The sequence below is a fragment of the Sediminibacterium sp. FW305-C-269 genome, from assembly GCF_058231045.1.
In genome coordinates, this window is sequence record NZ_JBIQXQ010000001.1 from 417163 (window position 1) to 442615 (window position 25453).

Genomic DNA, 25453 nt, shown 5'->3' on the forward strand with positions numbered 1-25453 from the left:
AGAACCTGATATTATGAAACTCGCTACCAAATACATACATGCCGGAACAGAACCCGACCCATCTACCGGTGCCATCATGACCCCGATATACCAGACTTCCACCTATGTGCAGGAAGCACCGGGTGTGAACAAAGGCTACGAATATGCCCGCAGCCAGAACCCAACCCGAAAAGCACTGGAAGATGCCTATGCGCAGATCGAGAACGGCAAATTCGGCCTGGCATTCGGCAGCGGTGTGGCAGCTACCGATGCGGTGATCAAACTGTTATCCCCCGGCGATGAAGTGATCTGTGCCAATGACATGTATGGCGGTACCTATCGCCTGTTCACTAAAATTTTTGCCAAGTACGGGATACAGTTCACGTATGTAGATACAACCGATGTGAACCAGATTCGCAAAGCCATTTCAGCCAAAACCAAACTGCTCTGGATAGAGACTCCTACGAACCCGTTGATGAATATCACGGATATCGCAGCCGTTTCTGAGATCGCCAAAGAAGCCAAAGCTATCCTTTGTGTAGACAATACCTTTGCCTCACCTTACCTGCAGAACCCGCTTGACCTGGGTGCAGATATTGTGATGCATTCTGCTACCAAATACCTCGGCGGTCACAGTGATGTGATTCAGGGCTGCCTGGTGATGAACGATGCGGCATTACGCGAGCAGCTGTATTTCATCCAAAAAAGCTGCGGTGCCGTACCCGGACCGATGGATTGTTTCCTGGTACTGCGCGGCATCAAAACCCTGCATGTACGTATGCAGCGCCATTGCGAAAATGGCGAAAAAGTGGCCCACTTCCTGCGCAACCATCCCAAAGTGGGAAGGGTTTACTGGTGCGGTTTTGAAGACCATCATAACCATGCTATTGCCAAAAAACAGATGCGCGGTTTTGGTGGTATGATGAGTTTTACACTGAAAGATGACAGCGTGGAGAATGCCAAACGCGTATTATCTTCTACCAAAGTATTTGCCCTGGCTGAAAGTCTCGGTGGCGTAGAATCACTCATCAATCACCCCGCATCTATGACACATGCATCGATCCCCAGGGAGGAACGCATCAAAAATGGTTTAACAGACAGCCTGATCAGGTTAAGTGTGGGTATTGAAGATGTGGAAGACCTGATCGAAGACCTGAACCAGGCCATCGGTTAACCGACTCGCAAATACACACCATGAGAAAAATTGCTGCTGCCAAAGCTTTGCTGGGTTTTATTGCACTGTTCGCCTGTTATCATGCTGCAGAATATATGATGCTGTTTCAGAACAGTCCCGCAGGTTTTCTCAGCCTCAGTATCGTATTTTTTGTGGTGGCCTGGCTGGTAGCCAAATGGCAGGGACTGCCCGGTTTAGCTGCCTGGGGAATGGTATTGGAGAAAAAAACCTGGGACCAGCTGGGAACCGGGCTTGCCGTGGGAATCATCGTCTATATCCTGTTTACTTTAACCAGTTTTACACTGGATATAGACAGGATCAAAGAAATACCACCCGCCTCCGTTTTTATTTCACAGTTCCTGTTGTTTGCCTTTGGCACTTTTTTCTCTTCCTTGTCTGAAGATGTGTTAACACGTGGTTACCTCTATCGTTTTTTTAACGGGAAAATGAACCGTTATGTGTTAATCGGTTTGTCTTCTCTGGTTTATCTCGGCAATCATATTTATCGCCTCTCTGAAGGACCGGCATTCTGGTCGTATATCCTCATCATTGGTATTTTCCTCATGTTGGCGATGGTCAGAACGGGCAATATCTGGCTGACACTGGGTTTACACTGGGCTGGTAATATCGTATACCATACCACACATAGTGTTATGCATACCGTTAACGGACATGGCAAATTTTCCGGGCAACTATTGTACCTCATGTTTCTTATTGTATTGATTCCCATTACCTGGCTCATCACTAAAAAAGAGAAATCTGTTTAATAAAACAGGCACTGATTATTTATCACATAAACATGTGATTCTTTTAAAACACAATACCAGCAAGCATTATAAAAGATTTACACTTATCCTTATTATCGGCTGTTCATCATCTAAAATGAACCGTTTACTGATTCTCAAAAAATAGTTCAGGGCACAGAACTCATTTTTGCTTTCATAAAAGTAATACGATGAAGCAATGGGCTCCTGTTCTGTTCTTATGTTCTCTCCTGTTCAACTCCTGTACCAAAAGCATCCGCGGTCATGGTGAATCCATTACAGAAACACGTTCTATAGATGCTATCAGCAGTGTACAGCTGGAAGGAACGGCGATAGTCGATATCATTCAGGGTAATGTGCAGGTAGTTACGGTAAGCGGTTACGAAAACCTTGTTCCCCTCTTCCTTACCGAAGTAAATAACGGGAACCTTGTATTACGCTTCAAGGATCCTTATTACAGGGTTCGTAAGAACAATATCAGGGTTACCCTAGTGGTGCCGGATATACAATTGGTCAGGAGCAATGGTTCCGGGCAGATCAATATCAGTAACTTCTTCAATAAACCCTATCTCGCGGGCTCTGTTAACGGATCGGGAAATATTACGATCGCCAATTCTTCCTTCTTACGGGTAGAGTTGAAAGTGAACGGGACTGGTAATATTTATGGACTGGGATGCACTGCTCTGGAAGCCAATACCGAGATCTTTGGATCAGGGAACATAGAGATCACCTGTTCACAGAAAATCAGTGCCTTTATTTACGGATCAGGGAATATTGATTACTGGGGCCGGCCGGCCATTACCAATACCCTGGTAAGCGGCACGGGCAGGATCCGCAGAAAATAAACATACGTGGTGAGAAAAGGAAAGCCTCCTGCCCTGCGGGAGGTCTTTCTGTTATATTTCCGCGTTGTGGTTTTGGGTAAGTTTGCATATGCAGTCACCAGCAGTACCCAGCGGTCGTTCACTGAAAGATTTCTTTGATGAGAAAGTGCGTCAGTACAATCGCCCCGAATTCATCAAAGATGATCCTGTTTGCATACCACACCTGTTCACCCGGAAACAGGATATTGAAATAGCGGGTTTATTCGCTGCAGTGTTTGCCTGGGGTAACCGGACTACCATCATCAATAAATCGCGCGAACTGATGCAGCTGATGGATCAGGCTCCTTATGATTTCTGCCTGCACCATAGTGCCAAAGAGCTTCAATCACTGACCTCATTCAAACACCGCACTTTCAACAGTACGGACCTGTTATATTTTGTTACTTTCCTGCAATACCATTACTCCCGTCACAGCAGCCTGGAAGAAGCTTTTGTGCCTGGGAAAGCGGAAAACAGTATTGAGCGGACGCTCATCCATTTCCACAACTATTTTTTCTCTCTGGAACATGTACCCAACCGCACCCGGAAACATATTGCCACACCCTATAAAAGCTCCACCTGTAAAAGATTGAACATGTACCTGCGCTGGATGGTGCGCAAAGACCGGCTGGGCGTTGATTTCGGGATCTGGAAAAAGATCAGGCCGGCAGACCTGATCTGTCCTATTGACCTGCACGTAGCCAGGGTGGCCAAACGTTTTGGATTACTGGACCGCAAACAGATCGACTGGCAGGCCGCTGTAGAGCTGACCAACTACCTGCGTACGCTGGACCCCAACGATCCGGTGAAATATGATTTTGCCTTATTCGGACTGGGTGTGATGGAAAAATATTGATTAGATACACAATAACGGAGCAGGAGGAGAACCGGCCATCATTTCACTGTACTGCGTTTACATGTGGGTTTAGTATCTTTAGAGAAGTATGTCTACCGACAATGAACTCCTTAATCTGGAAGACCTGGGGCCGGAACAACTGGCCGAATTCATCCATCAACTGATCGATAAGGATTTTTCCCGGCTGGTTCAGCTTTTGTACAGGCTGGATGTGAGTGAGGCAAAACTCAGGTCGGTGTTATTGGAGCATCCCACCAGGGATGCCGGCGAAATGATCGCCCAACTGATCCTGGAACGGATCGCTCAGAGAGAGAAAAACAAACAACTATTCAAGCAGCAGGATGATATTCCGGAAGATGAAAAATGGTGAGACCCTATTTTCACCGCGAAGCCGCAGAGAGCGGGGAGGTTACGCAGGATTATTTCAATAAGGCATCGATCCGTTTGAACGTATAGCCCTGCTTTTTTACATACATGATCAGCTCATCAAGACGATGATAGAGTTTGTCTTTACGACGCGGGTCCGTTCCCACATGCAGCAACAGGATAACACCATTCAATCCGCCCGGTTTATCCGCCAGCTGTTTGATCGTGGTCATAATCTGTTCACTGGTTTTATAAGCCTTACCCATTTCCGGCCAGGTATAATCTGCATTGCTGGTGATGCCGGGAGTGAAGCTGAAAAGCTGCACATTTTGGGTACCAAACCATCCGGCGATCTCTTTGTTCCACCATTCGTAGGGTGGTATAAACAGTTGTTTTCCGGGCAGCTGCCTGATACCCAGTTGTTGCATGGCTTTGAGATTGTTGCTGTAATCAGCTTCCAGCGAATCACGGCTTACCAGGATCTTATCCCGCTTACTCCAATCGTTATACAGGAGATGCTGGTCTGAATGTGGTCCCAGTAAATGTTTTTGCTGATAGAGTCTTTTAACAGCAGGTTGGTAATGCTTATTCCGATAAAATCTTCCGGTAAAATAGAAGCTGGCTTTTACCTGTTGTTTCTCCAGTGTATGCATGATGGTTGACAGCCCCTCACCGAATTCATCCCCGGTGAAAACCAATGCAACCTGCTTTGCAGTGGTATCAGCCCGGATAATGGCACCCTGCGAAAAAGTTTTACCTGATCCGAAAGGATTCACTCCCTGCCATTTTACGCATTGTTTTGCATTATAGGCATCCTCTCTGGCCGCCAGCAAATAGATCAGCGAAGCCGTTCCATCCATGGTGGGTTCGTTGGTACTGTAATCGCCGTAGTCATCATGATAGACTGCCAGGTCACTTTGAAAATCGGCGTATTCGTCGGGGTCTTTTAACTGGATGCCGATCAGGTTTTTATAAATAGCCGTGTAAACCGGTCCATCCACCAAACCACCATCAATAGGATAATTCCCGATATGTGTGAAAGCCGAATGTGGGTCTACAGGTGTATCACCGTTGGCCGGTAATCCATACACCATACTGGTTCCCCAGGGATTACATCCGAATAGCCAATCGATATTGGCCTGCTCCAGTTCTGCAAACTGTTGATCACCGGTTAACTGCGCATACCACAAACATTGGATAGCAAAAGAAACCGTCAGGTTATTACTGCACCAGATAAACGGCACTCCCCTATAGAATGCATTGTTCTTTGCCTTATCCCAAACCTGTTCAATTCCCTGTTTATAGAAAAGCTTCAGTGTATCCCCTATCTTCTCAAAACCATCGGCCATTGCAGCTGTTCTGATCAGTTTGTTATGCCCTGCATTCACAAAAGGATACCATTGATAATGATGGGCTGTATCTTTCCCTAACCAGGGAGTAACGGGTTCCTGCTTTGCAAAAGCAAAACCCTGTTGCACCAGATCTGCATAATTTTTAAAATTGCTCCTGCCCGCATATGCCAGCTCTGCCGCAGCCAGTTCCATATCGTCTACCCAATTGCCTTCTGCATAAATATACGGCGACCGTACCGATGCTGTTTGTGCAACACCGGGCATACGGGTTCCATATCGATAAGCTGCTTCCGCTTTACGCAGAAACATATCTGACAATTCACGATCACTATGGTAAGCGGATCTAAACACCTGCGCTGCCAAGGCAAAAGTGCTCGCAAACTTACCGGCAGTAGATGCTCCGCCCGTAGTGGCATTCAGAAATTTGCCACGCTGCTGGGGTTTTCCATTAACAAAATACACCGGGCGCTCAAAACCTTTGCTATAAAAAGTATCTTCTTTGGGTATGCGCATTCCCATATGATCACGGTCATCACCTAACTGATTGAACATCCAGTCATCTTTCGGGTTCATTTTCAGCAACCAGTCAAGCCCCCATTTTGCTTCATCCAGCACATCTGCCGTTCCGTTTTTACCCTCCAGTCCATTGGCTTGTTTGGTATCAGAAAAAACACCTGGAAAATCCCGGTATGCAGAAAGCAAATGCCAGGTAGCATTGGCAGAAGTGGTGGTATATTGGAGATAATCACTTGCATCGTGCCATCCTCCGGTAGCATCAATATGGGTACTGTCTTTCATAGGCCCATACAAGGTATATCCATCATGCGTATGGCAACTGTCTTTCAGAAAGGGATTGAATCCGCTACGCTGTTGCCGCATGTACCGCAGGCAAAAGTCCGCGGTACCCTTGTACACATCATCATCGATCCTGAATATCGGCGACAGGGTTTTTCCCACCCGCAGGTAATAGGTACCTGCCTTGGTGAAATCTGTGAACTTCAGCCGATAGGTTTGCACAAAGGGTCCATAAGCACCGAAAGCCCTGCCAGCCGTATAACGATACGCTACTTTATCCGTTTTAGCATCCACTACCTCAAAATCAGGTATTATTTTATTTGTCTTGCTGCCCCATACGGCCACTTTACTGCCCTGGGTGGGATAACCCAACTGGTTGATACGGATCCAGGAACTTTCCTGTGCTATTACAGTACTGCAAATAAATGCAAGCAGCCATGTCCATTTTTTCATAAAGCAACATTTCTGATTAAAGATAGTCATCACGGCTGTTTCTAGCTGTGGTTTTTGCCCTAATTTCGTCGCTCATCTTTGTTTGCTTATGAAATTGGTTTCTTACCTCAACGATGGCCGCGACCAACTGGCATTTTTAGTAGATGGCTTATTGTTCGACTGCGATGCACTGCATCCCGAGCTGCCGAATAGCATGAACATGTTCCTGCACTACTGGGAAGATATGTACCCGATAGCACAGAAAGTGGATGCCGCGATCAAATCGGGTAAAATTGGAAATGAGCAGGGCATTGCTTTGGAAGAGGTACCACTGCTGGCACCCGTTCCATTCCCTACTTCCTGTCGGGATGGGTATGCGTTCCGGCAACATGTGGCAGCAGCAAGACGTAACCGGAAAGTGGAGATGATACCCGAGTTTGACCAGTATCCCATTTTTTATTTCACCAACCACCACAGCATACAGGGTCCCGGTGAGATCCGTTGTATGCCGGACCATTTTGAAAAACTGGATTTTGAACTGGAAGCTGCAATTGTTATCTGTAAGCAGGGCAGGAATATTCCTGCTGAAGAAGCCGACCAGTATATTGGCGGACTGATGATCATGAACGATATGAGCGCCCGACGTTTACAAATGGAAGAAATGCTGTTGAACCTGGGACCGGCCAAGGGAAAGGATTTTTCGACTGTGATAGGGCCCTGCCTCGTTACCCTGGACGAACTGCAGCAGTATGAGATCCCCTGCAAAGAAGGGCATACCGGCAAGAACTGGAACCTGCCTATGAAATGCCGGGTAAATGGCATACAGGTAAGCAGCGGTAATGTGGGTGATATGGACTGGACCTTTGCAGAGATCATTGAACGTTGCGCCTATGGTACAGACATACACCCCGGCGATGTGATTGGCAGCGGAACCGTTGGCACAGGCTGTTTTCTCGAACTGAACGGAACCGGAAAATTGAATGATCCCGATTATGTGGAGCAATGGCTACAGGCAGGCGATACCATAGAAATGGAGATAGAAGGTATTGGTAAACTCAGCAACACCATTGTGGCAGAAGACAGTAGTTTCTCCATTTTGGAGAGGAAAAAATAACAATAGTAGAAATACTGGGTATAAATAAGGTTTCTTATAGAGGCTCTTTCGTTTAATTTAACGTGCCATGTTACCAGACTCTGCTAACCGCAGAGAACGGGAGAAGCAGAGTTAAACGCAGAGATATGACCAAAGAAGAATTGAACCGGCTGGGAGGGGTTATTCTGGATGCATCTATTGCCGTTCATAGAGAGTTGGGGCCGGGATTACTGGAATCTGCTTATGAGCTGGCATTAGCAAAAGAACTCAGACTAAGAGATATTCCTATCCGAACCCAGGTGCCTGTTGAACTAATGTATAAAGGTGTTCCTTTAGGTAAATCATACATAATGGATATTCTGGTGAAAGAAGAAATCATCATCGAGATAAAATCAGTGGACGTAATCAATCCGATATTTGCGTCACAACTGATCACCTACTTGAAATTAGCCGACAAAAGACTTGGATATCTTATTAACTTTAACGTAACCCTGCTAAAGGACGGATTCAGAAGATTGGTTTATCGCTTCTAACTCTGCGAAAACTCCGCTCTCTCCCGTTCTCCGCGGTTGGATAAAGATTATGATTATAGATTTTTCAAAAATAACCACCGGCGAAAAACAGCAATGGCTCAACCATGCTGTAGCACCCAGGCCTATCTGTTTTGCCAGCACCATAGATAAAGAGGGAAATGTAAACCTGAGTCCTTTCAGCTTCTTCAACCTGTTCAGCTCACAACCGCCTATCGTTATCTTTTCTCCCGCCCGCAGGGTGCGTGACAATAGCACCAAACACACACTTCAGAATGTAATGGAGGTCCCGGAATGTGTGATCAATATCGTTGACTACGATATGGTACAGCAAACCAGTCTCGCCAGCTGCGAATTTCCGAAAGGAGTGGACGAGTTCGTAAAAGCAGGTTTTACCAAAGAAACCGCATCAATGGTAAGACCACCTATGGTAAAAGAAGCCAGGATCAAACTGGAATGTAAAGTGAACGAAGTAAAAAGCCTGGGCGAAGAAGGCGGTGCCGGACAGCTGGTTATTGCCGAAGTATTGTGCATGCATGTTGACCCTGAAATATTGGGCGATGACGGAAAAATAGACCAGCGGAAACTGCAGCTGGTGGCCCGGCTTGGCGGCGACTGGTATTGCAAAGTGGATGAGAGCAACCTGTTCAAAGTACCCAAGCCCAATACACAGCTCGGCATAGGTATAGACGCATTACCGAAGGGTATCCGTAACAGTGCTATTTTAACGGGTAATCACCTGGGGCTACTGGGAAATGTTCACGAACTGCCCGAGATCAATCCGGCTTTTGAGGATGAGCGTTTGAAGAACATCATCCAGTATTTTTCGATCAATCCGGCAGATATGGAAAACGAATTGCATAAATATGCGGCCGAACTGCTCGATTCAGGAAAAATCACAGAAGCCTGGCAGGTATTACTGGCCGGTGACAACGATTAAAGAATGGTGCCGAACCAGTCTGCAGGAGGTATCAGTACAGGGCTAACATATCTTCCTCGGTCAGCAGGCCTTCCCCGGATAATTGGTGTTTATGCAAAGACCTTCCTTTTGCTACTGCCAACCGAACAATCTCATAGGTAGAATACGTTAAGGTCAGGGGAGTTATTTGCTGTGTGAGCAGCCATTGTTTTACCTGTGCCGCAAAATCGTGGGTGATCTTATCTACCACCACTACCCCAAAATCTTTCATGGCGGCAGCATTGCATAACTGTTCATACTGGCCACGGATAGGCAGCACCAATAATTTTTTACCCAGGTACAAGGCTTCAGCAGGTGTTTCAAAACCCGCACCAGTGATCACCCCGTGCGAGTGAATGAGGCTCCTGGTAAAACCTTCGTTACTGATCGGATACAGGGTGATGTTTCCTTTAACTGTAGTCTCCGTTACTTTTTTCGAAAAAACTTCAAACCGGATCAAACTTAACTGCTGCAAGGCTTTTACCACCACATCATCGCTGTAATGCGACAGGTATACGGTTATATGCCCTTCATCCTTTCTGTCTGCCTGCAGGATCTCTTCTTTTATAACGGGAGCATAAATAAAATCATCATACTGTTTAAAATGCAGTCCCACATAATCTGTAGCCGTGGCATATTGTTTCAGTACAAGTTCTCCGGCTATATCCTTCTTACTGCTACGGGGAGTATGTTTACTACGGAAACTTGCCTGGTGGCCAAAACCAATGCTGGGTATTTTTTTCAGCTTACAGGCCAGCGAAGTAATACTTTCGAAATCATTCAGCACCAGATCGTATTTTTCAACAGGCAATTCCCTGGCTTCTTTCCAGATGCGTTTCAGGTTAAACTCCTTCCACATGCGCAGGTAATCAAGTCCCCCGGTGTTTCCATAAAACAGGCTCACCCCATTACTTCTGTATTTTACCGGCAGATTGGGTTGCAGGTGGCTATTACTTCCGCTCAAAAAAACATCTACAGAGCCATATTGCTGCAGATAAGGCATCAGCTCCATAGCCCGGCTGATATGGCCATTGCCCGTGGCTTGTACTGAATATAAAATTTTCATGATGTCTTTGCTAAAGAATGAAGGAATAAAGCGATCTCATCTGTAACCACATTCAGTTGAGGTAATTTTCGCTCCATGGTAACGATCGGTGCGGTTAACGAGGCAAACTGTTTTTCATCATATTGATAAATGCTCCAGTCATTATCCTTGTATTCAAGTGCGGTGAGGTTCTCTATCCAGTCGCCACTGTTGAGATACATTACTGAACCTTCTTTAGTAGTGACTTCTCTTTTTTGTGGCTGATGAATATGCCCGCAGATCACATAATCATATTTTTTTTCGATAGCCAGTTCAGCTGCAGTCTGTTCAAAGTCGCCGATCCAGGCTACGGCTTTTTTTACACTATTCTTTACTTTTTTACTGAAGCTCATTTTCTCCCTGCCCATCAGCTTCAGCCACCAGTTGATAAAACTGTTCAGGTGAATGAGCAGATCGTATCCGTGTCCGCCCAGTTTGGCCAGCAGTTTAGCGCTGCCTTTGGTGGTGGCATCAAACACATCGCCATGAAAGATCCAGGTCATTTTGCCGTCGATCTCCATCACAACCTTATCTGTAAGCTGGAAATTACCCATTTCAATATCGCTGAAGCGGCGTAACACTTCATCATGGTTACCGGTGATATAGATCACGCGTGTACCCTTGCTCAGCAGGTTCATGATCTCTTTGAAGACCTGCATGTGCGAAACAGGAAAATATCGTTTATTGAACTGCCAGATATCGATCACATCGCCATTCAGGACGAGGATCTGCGGCTGTATACTTTTGAGGTAATTAACAAGCTCTTTGGCGTGACAGCCGTAGGTGCCAAGGTGAAGATCACTCATAACAACTACATCTACCGAACGTCTTTCCATACAGGAGGTTTAGCAAAACTCCATCAGGCAGATGAATAGAATGTTACAGCTATGTTACGCTAATATGATATGTATATGAACGAATTGTTACCTCCCAGTTATCCATTCACTCATCCACTCATTCACTCATTCACTCACTATCATTAATCCAGATCTCCCAGTTGCGGGCGCAGAACAATATCTTCTACCACAGCCATCGGAGATAACAACGAAGCAGCATACACCATTTTAGCTATATCCGCAGCTTCCATAATGCGCTGTGGGTCGATCTCAAATCCATCCCAGCTGGCGCTCATAGTAGCGCCGGGACTAACTTCGGTAACTTTGATACCATATGGTTTCATTTCTTCGCGCAGATTTTTACTGAATCCCAGTAACGCAAACTTGCTGATACTATAGCTGCCGCCATTGGGGTATGCATGGAGGGATGCAATGGAGCAGATATTGAAAACATGTCCCTTTCTTGCCTCCATCATGGCTGGCAGAAGGGCACGGGTCAGATGATATGCGCTATACAGGTTTACTTCGATCATCTGTTCCAGTGTACCATCGGGTTCATTATATACACTGCCGGGCATGAACTGTCCCGCATTATTCACCACCACATCCGGAATACCGAAACCCAGGCACCAGGTGGCGAAAGCTTTCACTTCTTCCGCTATACCCATGTCTACGGGTCTGGCTTTGATGGTGCTTTGCGGGTACCTGTTCTGCAGATCGGCCACCGTATCATACAAACCCTTTTCGCCCCTGCTGCAAATAAGCAGGGTATGACCTGCGGCAGCAAACTGTTCTGCAATGGCTTTACCGATACCCTTGGAAGCGCCTGTAATGATCACCTGCATACATAATAGGTTAGAAACACGAAGTACGAACATTTTTGTTAACAGTGTACACTTCGCATTCACCAGCCCGGAGTTTGCTTTATCTTGCGGCATGCAATACCGTCACCTCTTTTTTGATCTGGACCATACCTTGTGGGATTTCGAAACCAATGCCAAACTGGCCATGGCCGATCTGTTCAATAGCCTGTCCTTGCACGAAAAAGGCATCCCGGATTTCGATGGATTCTATGACCGGTACAGTTACCATAATCACCGGCTATGGGACCGATACACCAAAGGACATATCAAACAGGAAGAACTGCGCTGGAAAAGGATGTGGCTGGCACTGCTGGATTTTAAACTGGCCGATGAGCCCCTTTCACGCCAGATGGCGGCAGCATTCCTGGAGTTGCTGCCAACAAAGAATTCACTGTTTCCCTATACAATCGAAATACTGCAATACCTGCAGCAGAAGAACTATCAAATGCACTTGGTAACCAACGGGTTTGAAAAAGTGCAGTACGGTAAGATCAAACTATCAGGACTGGATGGTTTCTTTGACCAGGTAATTACCTCTGAAGCCAGCAACAGCCTGAAACCCAACCGGGAAATATTTGACTATGCTTTTTCAAAAACCGGCGCCGTGGCGGAAGAAAGTATTATGATAGGCGATAACCAGGATGCTGATATTGTAGGTGGTAAAAATGCCGGTATGGACACCGTTTTTGTGAACCACCTGAATGTAGAGCCCTACAGCCAGCCCACTTATGTGATACACCATCTGAAAGAGCTGGAGAATATTCTCTGATCATGATAGCATATTCGCTTTACAATCCTGGATACAGATAGGTACCCAAATAAAAAAACCGCTGATAGCGGTTTTTTTATTTCGATCAGAAAAGAAAACTATGCTTTTGTTTTAGCAACAGGTTTTGCTTCCTTAGCATCTTTCTTGCTGTCTTTTTTCATGTCCTTGCAGTCTTTCATGTCTTTGCTGCATTCTTTTTTGTCTTTGCAGCACTCTTTTCCCATTGCGCATTTTTTGCCATCACCTTCGTGTGCAAAAGCGATACCGGTAACCAGGAAAGCAGTAGTGGCTAATACGAATAATTTTTTCATACTTGGCTATTTAAGTGTAAATAAATGCTGCATTGAAAATAGGCAATTTGTATGGGATTGCCTGTTCCAATTTGTTAAAATCGGCTACCAGCTGGCCAATACGGTCACCCCGCCTTTTACTACCTGGTTCAGTTCCACGTTAACTTTGGCGTTCAGGGGCAATAACACATCTACCCGGCTTCCGAATTTGATAAACCCATATTCATCTCCCTGCTTTACCTGCTGGCCTACAGCGGTATAATTACAGATGCGTTTGGCTAAAGCGCCTGCTATCTGCTTGTACAGGATCTCACCATGTTCATTACGCGTTACCACACTCCATCGTTCGTTTTCGGTGGAAGATTTTGGGTGCCATGCCACCAGGTATTTACCCTTGTGGTACTGGTTGTACACCACTTCGCCGCTCATGGGATTACGGTTCACATGTACATTGGCGGGACTCATAAAGATGCTTACCTGTATACGGCGGTCTTTGAAATATTCTTCATCAGTGATCTCCTCAATCACCACTACTTTACCGTCTGCCGGGCAGACCACCTGGTTATCATTGATGGTAAGTACGCGGTTAGGTATCCTGAAAAAAGAAATGATGAACAGAAACAGGAAAAGGGTCACCACAAACAACAGCATAGCCAGCCAGGGCAGCGATGCACTTAAAAATGTAAAAGATGCCAGGTTAAACAACCCAAACAGCAATGCAGTGATAGCAATGGTTTTATATCCTTCTCTGTGAATGGTCATCTGAAATGATTGAACTGCAAATGTAAAACGGATTGTTGAGATTGCAGCAACGGAGCGTAACAGAGTTTAGTAAAAGCAATACAGGACCACCCAAACGGCCGTAGTAGCCACCAGCAGAGAATCGAACCTGTCTAAAAAACCACCATGTCCTGGCATGATCTGGCCGCTGTCTTTTACACCTGCCAGTCGTTTCAGTTTGCTTTCGAACAGATCGCCCAACGTTCCTGTGATGGAAGCGGTGACCGATACCAGCAGCATCGCTTTCCATGAAAAATCAAAAAGATATACCCCGGCAAGTGTAACAATCAATACAGCCAGTATGGCCCCGCCAATGGTTCCTTCCCAGGTCTTTTTGGGCGATACGGGAGACAAGGGCGTTTTACCAATGAAAGACCCTACGAGATAGGCCATGGTGTCATTGATCCAGATAGAAGCGATCAGGATCACGGGTAAGATCCAGGTATGGCCTACAAGAATACTGCCATTGAGATTACCAAAAAGTTGCATCATCAGCCCCCAGCTGAGCGATATATATAACAGACCCAAAACCGAATGGGCCCAGATTTTAGGATTCAGTTTTTTTGCCAGCAGGAATTCACTCAGGATAAAGCCGATCAGTCCCACCCAGAACAGGCTCCAGCCAATCAGTGCAAGCCGTAAGGTTCCTATATAAAAGCCCGCATCTGTCATCCATAACATCATTCCAAAACCAATCAGCATCACACCATAGCGGTGCAGGGGACTGATATCTTTGTATTCCGGATCAATCAGTCCCAGCAGTTTCTGGTACTCTACCCAACAGCCAAAATGAATCACAGAGAACAGAACCAGGAAACTCCACTGGTTCCACAATAAGCCGGCCAGCATAATCACCACAAATACCACTGCCGTTACTGCGCGTGTTTTGAATGTTTGCAGGTTAAAAGCCATTGCTAAGCATGATTGATGAACCACGAAGTACGAATGTATGTGGGAGATATCCAAATACAACCACCCGCGATAACTGGTTTTCAGCCTATGGCTGGTCAATCAGTTCAGCAGGTTCTTGGCCACCAGCTGTTTGGCGGTCTCTGCAAGAACTGCAGGCACATACAGTTCAATATCACCAAAATTCAGGTAGCTGCTGTCCTGTTTATTCATGATTTGCACAGCAATATGGTTCTCTTCCAGCATGCCTTGTATAATACTGGCTTCTGCAGGATTTCGGGTAGCATAGATTTTTTGCCAGGTCTGCATCAGGAAAGAATATTTTCGGGGGATGAATGTACCGCTTTCTCTTTGACTACCAGTAAACGTTCGCTTTCCTTCCGGAAAGAGCGGAACAGCATTACCAGCAAAATAACCGCAATAGCACCCCACCATATCGGCACATTTTCGTCCATGGTCTTTTCGATTGGTTTTCCCTGTCGTGAAGTAACATACAGCTGCGTTACCACCAGTGCATTATTCATAAAATGCAGTAATATGGACAACCAGATATTTTTACTGTAATAAAAGAGTAATCCCAACACCACACCCAATGCCATCCTGGGCAAAAAGCCGAAATACGAAAAATGAATGGCGCTGAACAGGATGCTGGTGATCAGGATACCTGCCCACTTATGATTGGTCCAACCCACAAACACCTGCTGAAAACCTCCCCGGAACAGGACTTCTTCAAACAAAGCCGGGGCCGCCGCCAATACCAGCAGGGCCAGGAGGTAATCGGTCATCGATTTCATATTCGCCATGGCCATCATCGTAGCTTTATAGGCATCTTCCATGGCTTTGGCTTTGGCATACCATTTAGCTGGTAACGGGATCCACTCGTTCAGCTGGCCCAGTGCACCACTCAGCATGATACTGCAGACAGTGATCGCCAATACCAACGCCAGTTGTCTGGAACTGACATAACCATGAAAGCCCAACTGTGCAAAGGGTTGTTTACTTAAGATCCTTGCCAGAACGAGTGCCGGTAGTAAAAAGGCAAAGAAAGAAGCCATAGTATTCAGTAACCTCGAAAGATTGGCATTTTCCGGCCGGTTTAACTGGCTGATTACCTGCATGAAAGGTACTTTCAGCACCAGGCTGCCTACCAAGGGCAGCAAAAAAGAGCCCAGCACCACAAACACGCCCATAAGGCCCATCAGGAAGGCAAATTGTGATGGATAGTTGATCACCGGCTTTTGATTCATCGGCTAAAGAATAAGGTTGTAAATTTGCAAATTCCGTAACAAAAAGCAAGCATCGAAAGGATTAGTGGCCTACAACCCCTTTCCCAACCTTGCCCGCACAATATGGTGAAAATAGATCAGATAGTACTACCCGATTTCCCGCTTTTACTCGCTCCCATGGAAGACGTGAGTGATCCGCCCTTCCGCGCCGTTTGCAAAGATAACGGCGCCGACCTGATGTACACCGAATTCATCAGCAGCGAAGGTTTGATCCGGGATGCGATCAAAAGCCGCCAGAAACTGGACATTTTCGAATATGAACGCCCGGTAGGTATCCAGATCTTTGGAGGTGATGAAGAAGCCCTATCCATCAGTGCCAAAATCGTAGAGACCGTTAATCCCGACCTGCTTGATATCAATTTTGGCTGTCCGGTAAAAAAAGTGGTCTCCAAAGGAGCCGGGGCCGGTGTATTGAAAGATGTGGACCTGATGGTACGTTTGACCGAAGCGGTGGTAAAAAGCACCAGCCTGCCTGTTACCGTTAAAACAAGGCTGGGCTGGGACGATAACAGCAAAAACATTGAAGAAGTGGCCGAACGTTTGCAGGATGTGGGTATCAAAGCACTCGCGATCCATGGCCGTACACGTTCCCAACTATACAAGGGCCAGGCCGACTGGAGCCTGATCGCCAAGGTAAAGAACAACCCGCGCATCCAGATCCCCATCTTTGGCAATGGAGATATTGACAGTCCGCAGAAAGCCCTCGAATACAAGAACCGCTATGGAGTAGATGGTATCATGATCGGCCGCGCCGCCATCGGATATCCCTGGATCTTCCGCGAAGTGAAACACTATATCGCCACCGGTGAGATACTGCCATCACCTACACTGGAGGAACGTGTGGAAGTTGCCCGCAAACACCTCCGCAAATCCATCGAATGGAAAGGCCCCATTGCCGGTATCAACGAAATGCGCAGGCATTATACCAATTACCTGAAGGGTTTACCCAATATCAAAGAATACCGTTACAAACTGGTCACTTACAAAACCGGTGAGGAAGTGGAATCCGTTCTGGATGATATCCTGCAACATTATAAAGGATATGTTTTTGAAAGGGCACCGATAGAACTCATCAATTATCATGAGAAATGCCCGGTGTAGGATTAATGATAGAATGATAGAATGAGTGAATGAGTGAATGTTTTATGGAGGGGGACTGATAGCGTTTCTGTTTCTATATGGGAGATCATTGGATAGCTGTGATTACCTGTTTACTCAGGGGCGAAATGTGCTGCGAATAGAAATGGGTTAAAACGCCGCGCTCATCAATGATATATTTACTGAAGTTCCACATCGGTTGCCGACTGCACCAGCCATTCGCCGCGGGATTACTTAACCATTGAAATACTGCATGCTGCCCCGGGCCTTTCACCACCTGGCTTTTCTGCATGATAGGAAAGGTTACTCCATAATTCAGCTTACAGAAAGCTGCAATGGCTGCGTCATCCTTTTTTTCCTGTTCCTTGAAATCATTGGCCGGAAAAGCGAGGATCACCAGTTTGTCTTGATATTGCCGGTACAATTTTTCCAGTTCCTCATACTGTGCGGTGAAGCCGCAGTCGCTGGCAGTATTCACAATAAGCACTTTTTTCCCTTTGAAACGGCCAAAATCAACCGTATCGCCCTGGTTACTGACAGCCATCAGAGAATAAAAAGAAACAGGTGGCAATGACTGGTTTCTGTTCTCCTGTATGTCTTTACTGCCGGGCATTAATTTCCCCTTGAGCATAATGAGCGGGTATACCGCTTTGAGAACCGATTGCCGCCAGGTCATGTCTTTACGTTTGATGAGGAATGATACGATAAGGATAACAGCAAGAAAGAAGAATAGTTTTCGCATAAAAAGTATTTACCTGACACCGGCAGTTCTCAGAAGTGACAAAGGTGTCGGAAAGGGTTACCGAATAATCCACTTAAACAACTTCAGCTTCCCTTTCAGCGGCGGGTATTTGATTGAAGGATCAAACCAGGTAGGGGTTTTCATCACTGCTTTTTTATGGCTGAATGTATCGAAGGAATAACGGCCATGATAAGCCCCGGTACCACTAAAACCCCTTCCCCCAAAAGGCAGATAGGGATTGGTGAGATGCCAGCTGGCATTGTTCACGCAGGTACCTCCGGCAGGTATGGCATTCAGCCAGAAAGTTTCTTTGGCAGAAGAAGATGTGAATACATAAAACGCCAGCGGATTAGGATTTTGTGCAATGATCGCTTTGGCTTCTTCCGTTGTATGGAACGCGAGTATGGGTAATACGGGACCAAAAATCTCCTCTTTCATCACAGCCGTTTCCAGGTTTACCTGATCCAGTAAAGTGGGTTCAATAAACAGGTCGGACCGGTTCTGCCTGCCTCCGTGCAGCAGGTTGCCCTGTGCCAGGTAAGCAGCTACCCTGTCGAACTGTTTGGTATTCACCAGCCTGCCATAATGCTCACATTCTTCCGCATGCTCCCCAAAGAACTCAGTGATCTTCTCCTTCATGGCTTTTACCAGTGCCTCTTTCTGTGAAACATGCACCAATACATAATCCGGTGCTACACACATCTGGCCTGCGTTGGAGAACTTGGTCATCACAATACGTTTGGCAGCGATGTTGATATTGGCATCGCTCTCTACCAGGCAGGGACTTTTACCGCCCAGTTCAAGCGTTACAGGAACCAGGCGTTCGGCGGCCATTTTATAAATAAGTTTTCCGACCGCTGTACTTCCGGTATAAAAAACATGGTCAAAAGTGAAATGATTCATCATGCCAGGGATCACAGCTGCGCCGTCTCCTGGCACATAAAGAACATATTCTTTTGGGAAAGTGGTTTCGATGATTTTCTGCATCACCGCCGAAGTGGACGGTGCAAATTCACTGGGTTTCAGCACAGCACAATTACCTGCCGCAATTGCCCCGATCAATGGCGTAAACAATAACTGGAAAGGATAGTTCCAGGGACCAATGATCAATGCAATCCCAAGTGGTTCACGAAGTATATAACTGTTCGACGGAAGATTAAGCAGGTTCGTACGTACCGATTCCTGCGACATCCACTGTCGCAGGTGATTGATCGTATCGTTCAGTTCGGCCAGGAAAAAACCGTTCTCGGTTACCCAGCACTCTTCCTTGCTCTTTTTAAGATCGGCATACAAAGCTGCATAGATCTCTTCCTCATGTGCAATCACGGCCTGCTTCAGCAACAGCAATTGCTGTTTGCGGAATGCATACGGTTTGGTAACTCCTGTTTCAAAATACGACCGCATAGCGGCCAGCTGTGAAAGAATCGTCATGGCAGACAGAATTGTTACCTGTAAGATAGATAAATAGCGGAATTTATCATTAATACAATAAGCATCGGCGTTCCTGACATTACATTATGCTCATACACGAAATCATCTTTGTAACCGCTCTTCTCACATCCCAACCGTTTATAAAATAATCCGAATACCCTTTTTTAGCAAAAGACAGTTCGCCTGTTCACATGCGCAGTGACTAGTATAATCCAATGTTTCGCTGTAGTTCTTTTATAGTCAACCTTTACAGAGAAAAATAGTTTTTCGGCAGGACAACAAATCAGGCAACGAATAGCTTACTATCGGTGTCAATATCAGTGATGGACACATAATAGTTTTTTGGCTATATGATTATGGCTTCTATTTTTGCGCCGATTCGTTGAAACATAAATCCAATATTCACATGACACAGAAATGTTCATTTTTGCTGATTGCTTGTTTAAGTCTTTGGTTACTACAATCTTGTGTTAGTTCCCGCGCAGTGGCTCACCTGATCTTCTATAACAATTCTGATAAAGAGGCTCCCATCCGCTTATCCATTACAAAAAACAACAAAAACAATCCGCATAAAGTCATACTCCATACCATACAACCTGGTTTACAGGAACTTGAAGTAGGCAGCTTTGCCAAAGGTGCCTATTCGGTTACGGCGGAAACAGCAAACAGAACCCTGGTTGTGACAAAACCGGTTTCACTGGACACCGAAAGATGGATCATTCTGAATTATACCAGTGCCGACTCGCTCAGCATTCAGAGAAAATACGGTTATGTAGATACCAACGTACTGAAAAAAGTGGATGGAAGATTTACCGGCATCGATATTTACAGTGAGAACCGCCGTCCGCCGTCCCTGTAAATCAATCATCTGTCATCGATATACACAACACTGCCTGTTCTTTTGAGAACAGGCAGTTGCATATTGGATTTCAACTATGCTTTTATAACTACCTATGCCCCCCTTTTATTGTGCAGAGGAGGGTCATTCTGCAAAACACTTCCCAACAGACCCCAAAGACTGTTCCATATTATAGAATCTGATTGGGTTGTGGCAGTTCTCATATTATTTCTCGGTTTTTATGTCCAAGCCATCTGATATTTCGATAAATTCATGTCTCCTATTTTTATCAAAACACCCAACGATTGTTCAGTATGAAAAACAAACCCAGTTCAGGTAACAAGACTCAAAACACCCAAAACCAGGATTCACGCCGTTCCTTTATCCGGAATGCGGCATTGGCTGCGGCCGGATTCTACATTGTTCCGCGCCATGTATTGGGCCGCGGTTTTACCGCACCCAGTGATAAGCTGGTGGTTGCCGGCGTAGGTGCCGGTGGTAAAGGCGAAAGCGATCTCTGGAATTTTTACCAAAGTGGCAAAGCCGAGATCGGTTTTCTCTGCGATGTGGATGCACGTCAAACACGTAAAAGCCGTGAACGTTACCCCAAAGCCAAACTCTATACAGACTACCGCGAAATGCTGGAGAAAGAGCATAAGAGTATTGATGCCGTATCAGTTTCCACCCCGGATCATATGCACGCCGTTATTGGTATGGCCGCCATGCAACTGGGTAAACACGTGTATATTCAAAAACCCCTTACCCACGATATTTATGAAGCACGCATGTTAACCAAAGCAGCCCACGATCATAAAGTGGTTACGCAAATGGGTAACCAGGGTGCTTCCGGCGATGGTGTGCGGCAACTGCAGGATTGGTACAACGCCGGCCTGATCGGCGATGTACACACTATCTACTGTTATACCGACCGGCCCGTTTGGCCCCAGGGCATTCCCTGGAGCAGCAATAAACCACCGATTCCTGCCGAACTCGACTGGAACTTATGGCTGGGTACCGCTCCTTACCGCGATTATGTAGAAAAGCTGGTTCCTTTTAACTGGCGCGGCTGGTGGGATTACGGTACCGGCGCATTGGGCGATATGGCCTGTCATATCATGGCACCCGCTTTTGCCGTACTCGGCCTGGGATATCCGGAGTCTGCTGAGTGCAGTGTAGCCACTCCTTATATCGAAAACTGGACACGTGGTAATTACCCCGATTCCGGTCCGGTTTCTTCCTCTATCACGTTATCCTTCAGGGGTGCTAATGGCAAAGCCATTAAACTCCATTGGATGGATGGCGGTATACAACCTGAACGGCCTGATGAACTGGGTCCTAATGAAATGATGGGAGACGGCGGTAATGGCGCCATCTTTATCGGCACCAAAGGAAAAATGATGTGTGGCACTTATGGTATGTATCCTAACCTGTTACCTACCACACGAACCAAAGAAACTTCGGTTCCGCAAACAGTTAAACGCGTTCCGAAAGGTGATGCAGGACACTATGCCGCATGGGTAGAAGCAGCCATTGCCGGATATGGTTCTGAACAGGCCAAAAACCTCAGCTCCAACTTCGATATTGCCGGACCTCTGACCGAAAGTGTGTTGATGGGCAACCTGGCCATCCGCAGTTACAATATCGGCAGACCGGGTAAAGATGGCAGAGGCAGAGAAACCACTGTTTATCCCGGACGCAACATCAAGCTCATGTGGGATGGCCCCAACATGCGCATCACCAACTTTGACGAAGCCAACCAGTATGTGAAGAGAACCTATAGAGAAGGTTGGAGCCTGGGTGTGTAAAAATGAAGCTAGTTACCATAAACAAAAAGCGGCTCATATGATATGAGCCGCTTTTTGTTGAGATATCTTTTCACCGCAGAGAGACAGAGATCGCGCTGCGTTTTCTCTGCGATGACTCCGCGTCCGTTGCGGTTCTGCGGGGAACAACACCTTGCATAAAAAAACTGCGGTTTACCAATAACCGCAGTTTTCATTTCTATCTTTTGCCTTACCTCAGTGAGTAAGTAGCTTCCGTTTAATAGCTAAAAGACTTCATATACTTAGCATCCGCTTCAGCACTCAATAACGGAGTACTGCCGGTAAAAGCTTCCTGTTCTACAATATGGTATTTCAGTCCTTTTTCTGCACCTGTCTTCAGGATAGAGGCAAAATTGATTGTTCCTTTCCCAATCTGTACAGACTCATGTCCTTCTTTTGAATTGGTTTTCGCCATGTCTTTCACATGACACAACCTGAAACGGCCCGGATGTTTGCTGAACCAGGCTTTGGGATCTTCACCTGCCGCTACTACCCAATAGATATCCATTTCAAAATCTACTGTGTCTTTATTGGTAGATGCCATCATTACCTCCTGAGGTACCTGTCCGTTAACCGGTTTGAACGAGTAATCGTGGTTATGATACGCAAAACGGATACCGTTCTTTTTACAGATGTCGCCGGCTTTATTGAACTTATCAGAATAGCGTTTGAAATCATCAATGCTTTTCTGTGGGCCAATGTACGGACAGATCAGGTATTTCATTCCGATAGCAGCAGCTTCTGCCGCTTTCCGTTCAAAATCATTCTCAATATTGCAATGTGCTGAAACAATGTTCAGGTTCAGCTCATCCATGTATTTTTTGAACTCGGTATTTTTCATACCCCAGAACATACCCTTGGATCCTTCAAAACTTTCAATCATGCGGTATCCATAACTGGAGATCTTCCGTAAGGTTTCTTTGGCATTCAAAGCCATGTCTTCCTTCACCGTCCATAACTGGATACCAAATGCGGGAATATTTTTATACGGTGCCATATTCAGCAAAGACGATTTACCAGCAAAGGGCAGTGATAAACCCAAAGCGGCAAAAGTACTGTTCCGTAAAAAGTCGCGCCTGTTAGTAGACATACAATAATCTTTATATGATGATAAAAAACTATCCATACCCTGAGTAGGACATGCTCAATAATTACTAATTGCTAATTATTACTTCCTAATTACTAGGTTGCCCATGCTTTATCTCCTTTTTTATAAGGAATGCAACCTTCATATTTACCCGGAACCGCCACATAACGCAACGCCTGTGTAGCACCTACTTCAGAAGTAAAGAAACCGGTGAGGGTTAATTCTTTCATCATGCGGAAATAGTGGGTAGGTTGATCTTCTTTTTTAGTCTTCTGGTATTCTTTCTGCTCCTTGTCAAGCTCTACCAGCAGGTTATGGCGCTGCTCGGCAGTACTTTCCATGAACGACTTGCCATTTTTCTTTTTGCTGGCCTCGTCCAGTTTTGAAATTCCTTCCATAAAGATCTTCTGGTCTTTTTCTTCGTAGCAGTCTCTTACCATTACCGTCATAAACTCGCCCACTTTAGCGGCTTTAGCGCCGGGTGTGCTGGTAGCGGGTAAAATGGTTTCTGCCACTTCATCCAGGAAAGAAATATCAGACGCGGAGAAACTTACGCCTGCATCTGTTTTGGTTTTGCAGCCGGAGAGAAATGCTTCGGCGCCCAAAATAGTACCACCCAGGAGCAATGCTACACTGGATAAGGCTTCTCTTCTATTCATGAGATTGATTTTTTAAGGGTGAGTAGTCAGTAGTGAGTGATGAGTGAGATTTTACTGCCTACTCACCACTCACCATTCACTTTATAAATTTTGTTTTTTCAATTCGTTTACTGCATAATCCACTGCTCTTGCTGTAAATGCCATATAGGTCAGCGACGGGTTTACGCAGGCAGCCGATGTCATGAAAGCACCATCGGTAACAAATACGTTCGGTGCATCCCATACCTGGTTGTATTTATTCACTACCGATGTTTTTGGATCGGCTCCCATACGGGCAGCACCCATTTCGTGAATACCGCGACCCTGGTAACCATTGGCATCCCAGCCTTTTACATCTTTCACACCGGCTGCTTCCAGCATTTCGATGGCATCTTTTTGCATGTCTTTACGCATTTTGAGCTCATTTTCTTTCAACTCTGCATCGAACGACAATACATTCAGTCCCCATTTATCCTTCACATTTTTATCCAGTGTCACCTTATTGGAATGATCTGGCAGGATCTCTCCAAAACCACCCATACCCATGGTCCAGCCACCGGGCTCTGTCAACGCATCTTTGAATTCACCTCCAATGCTCAGTTCAGCCACATCGCGACCCCAGCTCTGGCGGCTGGCGCCCCCCTGATAACCGAAGCCACGCAGGTATTCACGCTTATCGCCAAACAGGTTCTGGTAACGTGGTATATAGATACCGTTGGCACGACGTCCGAAATAATATTTGTCTTCATAACCCTCCACTCTTCCACTGGCACCCACACCCAGGTGATGGTCCATAATATTGTGACCCAGCTCTCCGCTGCTGCTGCCCAAACCTCCGGGCCATATATCAGTAGCAGAGTTCATCAGAATCCAGGCAGTATTAAACGTAGATGCATTCAGGAAAACGATCTTTGAATTGAACGTGTAGGTCTTGTTGGTTTCTGCATCCAGCACCTCCACACCCGTTGCTCTTTTTTTATCCTTATCATATAACACTTTGGTTACGATAGACCATGGACGCAGGGTAAGTTTTCCTGTCTTCATGGCTGCGGGCAAAGTAGACGACTGTGTACTGAAATAAGCGCCGAACGGGCAACCCAGCCAGCACTTATTACGGAACTGGCAATTGGTCCTTCCTTCGTGAGCAACCGTTAGGTTGGCAGTACGTCCGATAATCATGGAACGCGCACCTTTGTAATATTCCTTCATCCTGGCAGCTACATCTTTTTCAACACAGTTCATATCCATTGGTGGCAGAAACTGTCCGTCAGGTAATTGTGCCAGTCCATCGCGGTTACCACTGATACCTGCAAATTTTTCTACATAATCATACCAGGGTGCAATGTCTTTATAACGTACCGGCCAGTCAACAGCGATACCATCTTTCGCATTGGCTTCAAAATCGAAATCGCTCCAACGGTAACTTTGTCTGCCCCACATCAGGGAGCGTCCTCCTACATGATAGCCACGGAACCAGTCGTAACGTTTTACTTCTGTGTACGGACTTTCTTTTTCATTCACCCAGTAATCCAGGTTGGTCTCATTCAGCGGATAGTCCCTTTTCAGCACAGGATAATCCTTGATCATCTGTTGGGTTCTTCTTCCACGGTGCGGAAAATCCCAGGCTTCCTTGTTGGCATTTACATAGTCTTTGATGTGCTCAATGTTACGCCCACGCTCCAGCAGCAACACTTTGAGTCCTTTTTCAGTTAACTCTTTGGCTGCCCAGCCACCGCTGATTCCGGAGCCGACAACAATGGCATCAAATGTTTGATCGGACATGATTCTGTTTGTTTATTGGTTTATGGTTACTTGTT

At 46.0% G+C, this 25453-nt stretch carries 26 protein-coding genes; 12 read left to right on the forward strand and 14 right to left on the reverse strand.

The window, feature by feature from the left end; all coding sequences use genetic code 11:
• Positions 1-13: 13 nt before the first annotated feature.
• From ACH3Y6_RS01745 to ACH3Y6_RS01765, 5 genes are all read left to right on the forward strand, one after another.
• Positions 14-1153, forward strand: a complete 1140-nt coding sequence (locus tag ACH3Y6_RS01745; RefSeq protein ID WP_490833845.1) for a cystathionine gamma-synthase — start codon at positions 14-16, stop codon at positions 1151-1153.
• A 20-nt stretch (positions 1154-1173) separates the two neighbouring features.
• Positions 1174-1920 (forward strand): CPBP family intramembrane glutamic endopeptidase, encoded by a 747-nt coding sequence (locus ACH3Y6_RS01750; RefSeq protein ID WP_490833846.1) that lies wholly within the window; start codon positions 1174-1176, stop codon positions 1918-1920.
• A 188-nt stretch (positions 1921-2108) separates the two neighbouring features.
• Complete coding sequence (locus tag ACH3Y6_RS01755) at positions 2109-2762, forward strand: GIN domain-containing protein (protein ID WP_490833847.1); 654 nt, start codon at positions 2109-2111, stop codon at positions 2760-2762.
• An 88-nt stretch (positions 2763-2850) separates the two neighbouring features.
• Complete coding sequence (locus ACH3Y6_RS01760) at positions 2851-3636, forward strand: TIGR02757 family protein (RefSeq protein ID WP_490833848.1); 786 nt, start codon at positions 2851-2853, stop codon at positions 3634-3636.
• Positions 3637-3724: 88 nt separating this feature from the next.
• Positions 3725-4006 carry a hypothetical protein gene (locus ACH3Y6_RS01765; protein WP_490833849.1) on the forward strand — a complete coding sequence of 94 codons (282 nt, stop codon included), beginning with the start codon at positions 3725-3727 and terminating at the stop codon, positions 4004-4006.
• A gap of 49 nt (positions 4007-4055) precedes the next feature.
• Here the strand turns inward: ACH3Y6_RS01765 and ACH3Y6_RS01770 are convergent, their stop codons facing one another.
• The gene (locus ACH3Y6_RS01770) at positions 4056-6602 is read right to left on the reverse strand and encodes a bifunctional glycoside hydrolase family 9 protein/polysaccharide deacetylase (RefSeq protein ID WP_490833850.1); all 2547 of its coding nucleotides are present in this window, start codon (positions 6600-6602) and stop codon (positions 4056-4058) included.
• Between the two features lie 88 nt (positions 6603-6690).
• Here ACH3Y6_RS01770 and ACH3Y6_RS01775 point away from each other — a divergent pair, with 88 nt between their 5' ends.
• From ACH3Y6_RS01775 to ACH3Y6_RS01785, 3 genes are all read left to right on the forward strand, one after another.
• Positions 6691-7695 carry a fumarylacetoacetate hydrolase family protein gene (locus ACH3Y6_RS01775; RefSeq protein ID WP_490833851.1) on the forward strand — a complete coding sequence of 335 codons (1005 nt, stop codon included), beginning with the start codon at positions 6691-6693 and terminating at the stop codon, positions 7693-7695.
• A 125-nt stretch (positions 7696-7820) separates the two neighbouring features.
• Positions 7821-8207, forward strand: coding sequence for a GxxExxY protein (locus ACH3Y6_RS01780; RefSeq protein ID WP_490833852.1), 387 nt, complete (start codon positions 7821-7823; stop codon positions 8205-8207).
• A gap of 49 nt (positions 8208-8256) precedes the next feature.
• On the forward strand, positions 8257-9144 hold the full coding sequence (locus ACH3Y6_RS01785) for a flavin reductase family protein (RefSeq protein ID WP_490833853.1): 888 nt from the start codon (positions 8257-8259) through the stop codon (positions 9142-9144).
• Positions 9145-9175: 31 nt separating this feature from the next.
• On the opposite strand, the gene ACH3Y6_RS01790 is transcribed toward ACH3Y6_RS01785, so the two are convergent.
• The 3 genes from ACH3Y6_RS01790 to ACH3Y6_RS01800 all read right to left on the reverse strand — a co-directional run bounded on the left by ACH3Y6_RS01790 (position 9176) and on the right by ACH3Y6_RS01800 (position 11927).
• Positions 9176-10228 (reverse strand): glycosyltransferase family protein, encoded by a 1053-nt coding sequence (locus tag ACH3Y6_RS01790; RefSeq protein WP_490833854.1) that lies wholly within the window; start codon positions 10226-10228, stop codon positions 9176-9178.
• On the reverse strand, positions 10225-11082 hold the full coding sequence (locus ACH3Y6_RS01795; protein ID WP_490833855.1) for a UDP-2,3-diacylglucosamine diphosphatase: 858 nt from the start codon (positions 11080-11082) through the stop codon (positions 10225-10227). Before ACH3Y6_RS01795 ends, ACH3Y6_RS01790 begins: the two co-directional genes overlap by 4 nt.
• A gap of 143 nt (positions 11083-11225) precedes the next feature.
• On the reverse strand, positions 11226-11927 hold the full coding sequence (locus ACH3Y6_RS01800; protein ID WP_490833856.1) for an SDR family oxidoreductase: 702 nt from the start codon (positions 11925-11927) through the stop codon (positions 11226-11228).
• A 91-nt stretch (positions 11928-12018) separates the two neighbouring features.
• Here ACH3Y6_RS01800 and ACH3Y6_RS01805 point away from each other — a divergent pair, with 91 nt between their 5' ends.
• Positions 12019-12714: a YjjG family noncanonical pyrimidine nucleotidase gene (locus ACH3Y6_RS01805; RefSeq protein WP_490833857.1), complete on the forward strand. Its 696-nt coding sequence runs from the start codon at positions 12019-12021 to the stop codon at positions 12712-12714.
• 98 nt (positions 12715-12812) lie between these two features.
• Here ACH3Y6_RS01805 and ACH3Y6_RS01810 read toward each other — a convergent pair whose 3' ends face one another.
• The 5 genes from ACH3Y6_RS01810 to ACH3Y6_RS01830 all read right to left on the reverse strand — a co-directional run bounded on the left by ACH3Y6_RS01810 (position 12813) and on the right by ACH3Y6_RS01830 (position 15940).
• On the reverse strand, positions 12813-13025 hold the full coding sequence (locus tag ACH3Y6_RS01810; RefSeq protein WP_490833858.1) for a hypothetical protein: 213 nt from the start codon (positions 13023-13025) through the stop codon (positions 12813-12815).
• A gap of 84 nt (positions 13026-13109) precedes the next feature.
• Positions 13110-13766 (reverse strand): phosphatidylserine decarboxylase family protein, encoded by a 657-nt coding sequence (locus tag ACH3Y6_RS01815; RefSeq protein ID WP_490833859.1) that lies wholly within the window; start codon positions 13764-13766, stop codon positions 13110-13112.
• 66 nt (positions 13767-13832) lie between these two features.
• A complete protein-coding gene (locus ACH3Y6_RS01820) occupies positions 13833-14696 on the reverse strand; it encodes a phosphatidate cytidylyltransferase (protein WP_490833860.1) in 864 nt (287 codons plus the stop codon).
• A gap of 99 nt (positions 14697-14795) precedes the next feature.
• Positions 14796-15002: a putative signal transducing protein gene (locus ACH3Y6_RS01825; RefSeq protein ID WP_490833861.1), complete on the reverse strand. Its 207-nt coding sequence runs from the start codon at positions 15000-15002 to the stop codon at positions 14796-14798.
• Positions 15002-15940 carry a CPBP family intramembrane glutamic endopeptidase gene (locus tag ACH3Y6_RS01830; RefSeq protein WP_490833862.1) on the reverse strand — a complete coding sequence of 313 codons (939 nt, stop codon included), beginning with the start codon at positions 15938-15940 and terminating at the stop codon, positions 15002-15004. Before ACH3Y6_RS01830 ends, ACH3Y6_RS01825 begins: the two co-directional genes overlap by 1 nt.
• A gap of 102 nt (positions 15941-16042) precedes the next feature.
• On the opposite strand from ACH3Y6_RS01830, the gene dusB reads away from it, so the two are divergent.
• Positions 16043-17080 carry a tRNA dihydrouridine synthase DusB gene (dusB, locus tag ACH3Y6_RS01835; protein WP_490833863.1) on the forward strand — a complete coding sequence of 346 codons (1038 nt, stop codon included), beginning with the start codon at positions 16043-16045 and terminating at the stop codon, positions 17078-17080.
• Between the two features lie 85 nt (positions 17081-17165).
• On the opposite strand, the gene ACH3Y6_RS01840 is transcribed toward dusB, so the two are convergent.
• Both ACH3Y6_RS01840 and ACH3Y6_RS01845 read right to left on the reverse strand, forming a co-directional pair.
• Complete coding sequence (locus ACH3Y6_RS01840; RefSeq protein ID WP_490833864.1) at positions 17166-17819, reverse strand: glutathione peroxidase; 654 nt, start codon at positions 17817-17819, stop codon at positions 17166-17168.
• Positions 17820-17876: 57 nt separating this feature from the next.
• Positions 17877-19304 carry an aldehyde dehydrogenase gene (locus tag ACH3Y6_RS01845; RefSeq protein ID WP_490834584.1) on the reverse strand — a complete coding sequence of 476 codons (1428 nt, stop codon included), beginning with the start codon at positions 19302-19304 and terminating at the stop codon, positions 17877-17879.
• A gap of 430 nt (positions 19305-19734) precedes the next feature.
• On the opposite strand from ACH3Y6_RS01845, the gene ACH3Y6_RS01850 reads away from it, so the two are divergent.
• Together ACH3Y6_RS01850 and ACH3Y6_RS01855 are read left to right on the forward strand one after the other, a co-directional pair.
• Positions 19735-20109: a hypothetical protein gene (locus ACH3Y6_RS01850; RefSeq protein WP_490833865.1), complete on the forward strand. Its 375-nt coding sequence runs from the start codon at positions 19735-19737 to the stop codon at positions 20107-20109.
• A 293-nt stretch (positions 20110-20402) separates the two neighbouring features.
• Complete coding sequence (locus tag ACH3Y6_RS01855) at positions 20403-21893, forward strand: Gfo/Idh/MocA family protein (RefSeq protein WP_490833866.1); 1491 nt, start codon at positions 20403-20405, stop codon at positions 21891-21893.
• Between the two features lie 235 nt (positions 21894-22128).
• Here the strand turns inward: ACH3Y6_RS01855 and ACH3Y6_RS01860 are convergent, their stop codons facing one another.
• The 3 genes from ACH3Y6_RS01860 to ACH3Y6_RS01870 form a co-directional block, all read right to left on the reverse strand.
• Complete coding sequence (locus tag ACH3Y6_RS01860; RefSeq protein ID WP_490833867.1) at positions 22129-23001, reverse strand: sugar phosphate isomerase/epimerase family protein; 873 nt, start codon at positions 22999-23001, stop codon at positions 22129-22131.
• Positions 23002-23093: 92 nt separating this feature from the next.
• Positions 23094-23657, reverse strand: a complete 564-nt coding sequence (locus ACH3Y6_RS01865) for a gluconate 2-dehydrogenase subunit 3 family protein (protein WP_490833868.1) — start codon at positions 23655-23657, stop codon at positions 23094-23096.
• Positions 23658-23738: 81 nt separating this feature from the next.
• Positions 23739-25418, reverse strand: coding sequence for a GMC oxidoreductase (locus ACH3Y6_RS01870; protein WP_490833869.1), 1680 nt, complete (start codon positions 25416-25418; stop codon positions 23739-23741).
• Positions 25419-25453: the final 35 nt, after the last annotated feature.

Bases quoted from the DNA above. Each gene is read 5' to 3' on its own strand.
- ACH3Y6_RS01745 (WP_490833845.1), top strand. From the start codon at position 14: ATGAAACTCGCTACCAAATACATACATGCCGGAACAGAACCCGACCCA.
- ACH3Y6_RS01750 (WP_490833846.1), top strand. From the start codon at position 1,174: ATGAGAAAAATTGCTGCTGCCAAAGCTTTGCTGGGTTTTATTGCACTG.
- ACH3Y6_RS01755 (WP_490833847.1), top strand. From the start codon at position 2,109: ATGAAGCAATGGGCTCCTGTTCTGTTCTTATGTTCTCTCCTGTTCAAC.
- ACH3Y6_RS01760 (WP_490833848.1), top strand. From the start codon at position 2,851: ATGCAGTCACCAGCAGTACCCAGCGGTCGTTCACTGAAAGATTTCTTT.
- ACH3Y6_RS01765 (WP_490833849.1), top strand. From the start codon at position 3,725: ATGTCTACCGACAATGAACTCCTTAATCTGGAAGACCTGGGGCCGGAA.
- ACH3Y6_RS01770 (WP_490833850.1), bottom strand. From the start codon at position 6,602: ATGAAAAAATGGACATGGCTGCTTGCATTTATTTGCAGTACTGTAATA.
- ACH3Y6_RS01775 (WP_490833851.1), top strand. From the start codon at position 6,691: ATGAAATTGGTTTCTTACCTCAACGATGGCCGCGACCAACTGGCATTT.
- ACH3Y6_RS01780 (WP_490833852.1), top strand. From the start codon at position 7,821: ATGACCAAAGAAGAATTGAACCGGCTGGGAGGGGTTATTCTGGATGCA.
- ACH3Y6_RS01785 (WP_490833853.1), top strand. From the start codon at position 8,257: ATGATTATAGATTTTTCAAAAATAACCACCGGCGAAAAACAGCAATGG.
- ACH3Y6_RS01790 (WP_490833854.1), bottom strand. From the start codon at position 10,228: ATGAAAATTTTATATTCAGTACAAGCCACGGGCAATGGCCATATCAGC.
- ACH3Y6_RS01795 (WP_490833855.1), bottom strand. From the start codon at position 11,082: ATGGAAAGACGTTCGGTAGATGTAGTTGTTATGAGTGATCTTCACCTT.
- ACH3Y6_RS01800 (WP_490833856.1), bottom strand. From the start codon at position 11,927: ATGCAGGTGATCATTACAGGCGCTTCCAAGGGTATCGGTAAAGCCATT.
- ACH3Y6_RS01805 (WP_490833857.1), top strand. From the start codon at position 12,019: ATGCAATACCGTCACCTCTTTTTTGATCTGGACCATACCTTGTGGGAT.
- ACH3Y6_RS01810 (WP_490833858.1), bottom strand. From the start codon at position 13,025: ATGAAAAAATTATTCGTATTAGCCACTACTGCTTTCCTGGTTACCGGT.
- ACH3Y6_RS01815 (WP_490833859.1), bottom strand. From the start codon at position 13,766: ATGACCATTCACAGAGAAGGATATAAAACCATTGCTATCACTGCATTG.
- ACH3Y6_RS01820 (WP_490833860.1), bottom strand. From the start codon at position 14,696: ATGGCTTTTAACCTGCAAACATTCAAAACACGCGCAGTAACGGCAGTG.
- ACH3Y6_RS01825 (WP_490833861.1), bottom strand. From the start codon at position 15,002: ATGCAGACCTGGCAAAAAATCTATGCTACCCGAAATCCTGCAGAAGCC.
- ACH3Y6_RS01830 (WP_490833862.1), bottom strand. From the start codon at position 15,940: ATGAATCAAAAGCCGGTGATCAACTATCCATCACAATTTGCCTTCCTG.
- dusB (WP_490833863.1), top strand. From the start codon at position 16,043: ATGGTGAAAATAGATCAGATAGTACTACCCGATTTCCCGCTTTTACTC.
- ACH3Y6_RS01840 (WP_490833864.1), bottom strand. From the start codon at position 17,819: ATGCGAAAACTATTCTTCTTTCTTGCTGTTATCCTTATCGTATCATTC.
- ACH3Y6_RS01855 (WP_490833866.1), top strand. From the start codon at position 20,403: ATGAAAAACAAACCCAGTTCAGGTAACAAGACTCAAAACACCCAAAAC.
- ACH3Y6_RS01860 (WP_490833867.1), bottom strand. From the start codon at position 23,001: ATGTCTACTAACAGGCGCGACTTTTTACGGAACAGTACTTTTGCCGCT.
- ACH3Y6_RS01865 (WP_490833868.1), bottom strand. From the start codon at position 23,657: ATGAATAGAAGAGAAGCCTTATCCAGTGTAGCATTGCTCCTGGGTGGT.
- ACH3Y6_RS01870 (WP_490833869.1), bottom strand. From the start codon at position 25,418: ATGTCCGATCAAACATTTGATGCCATTGTTGTCGGCTCCGGAATCAGC.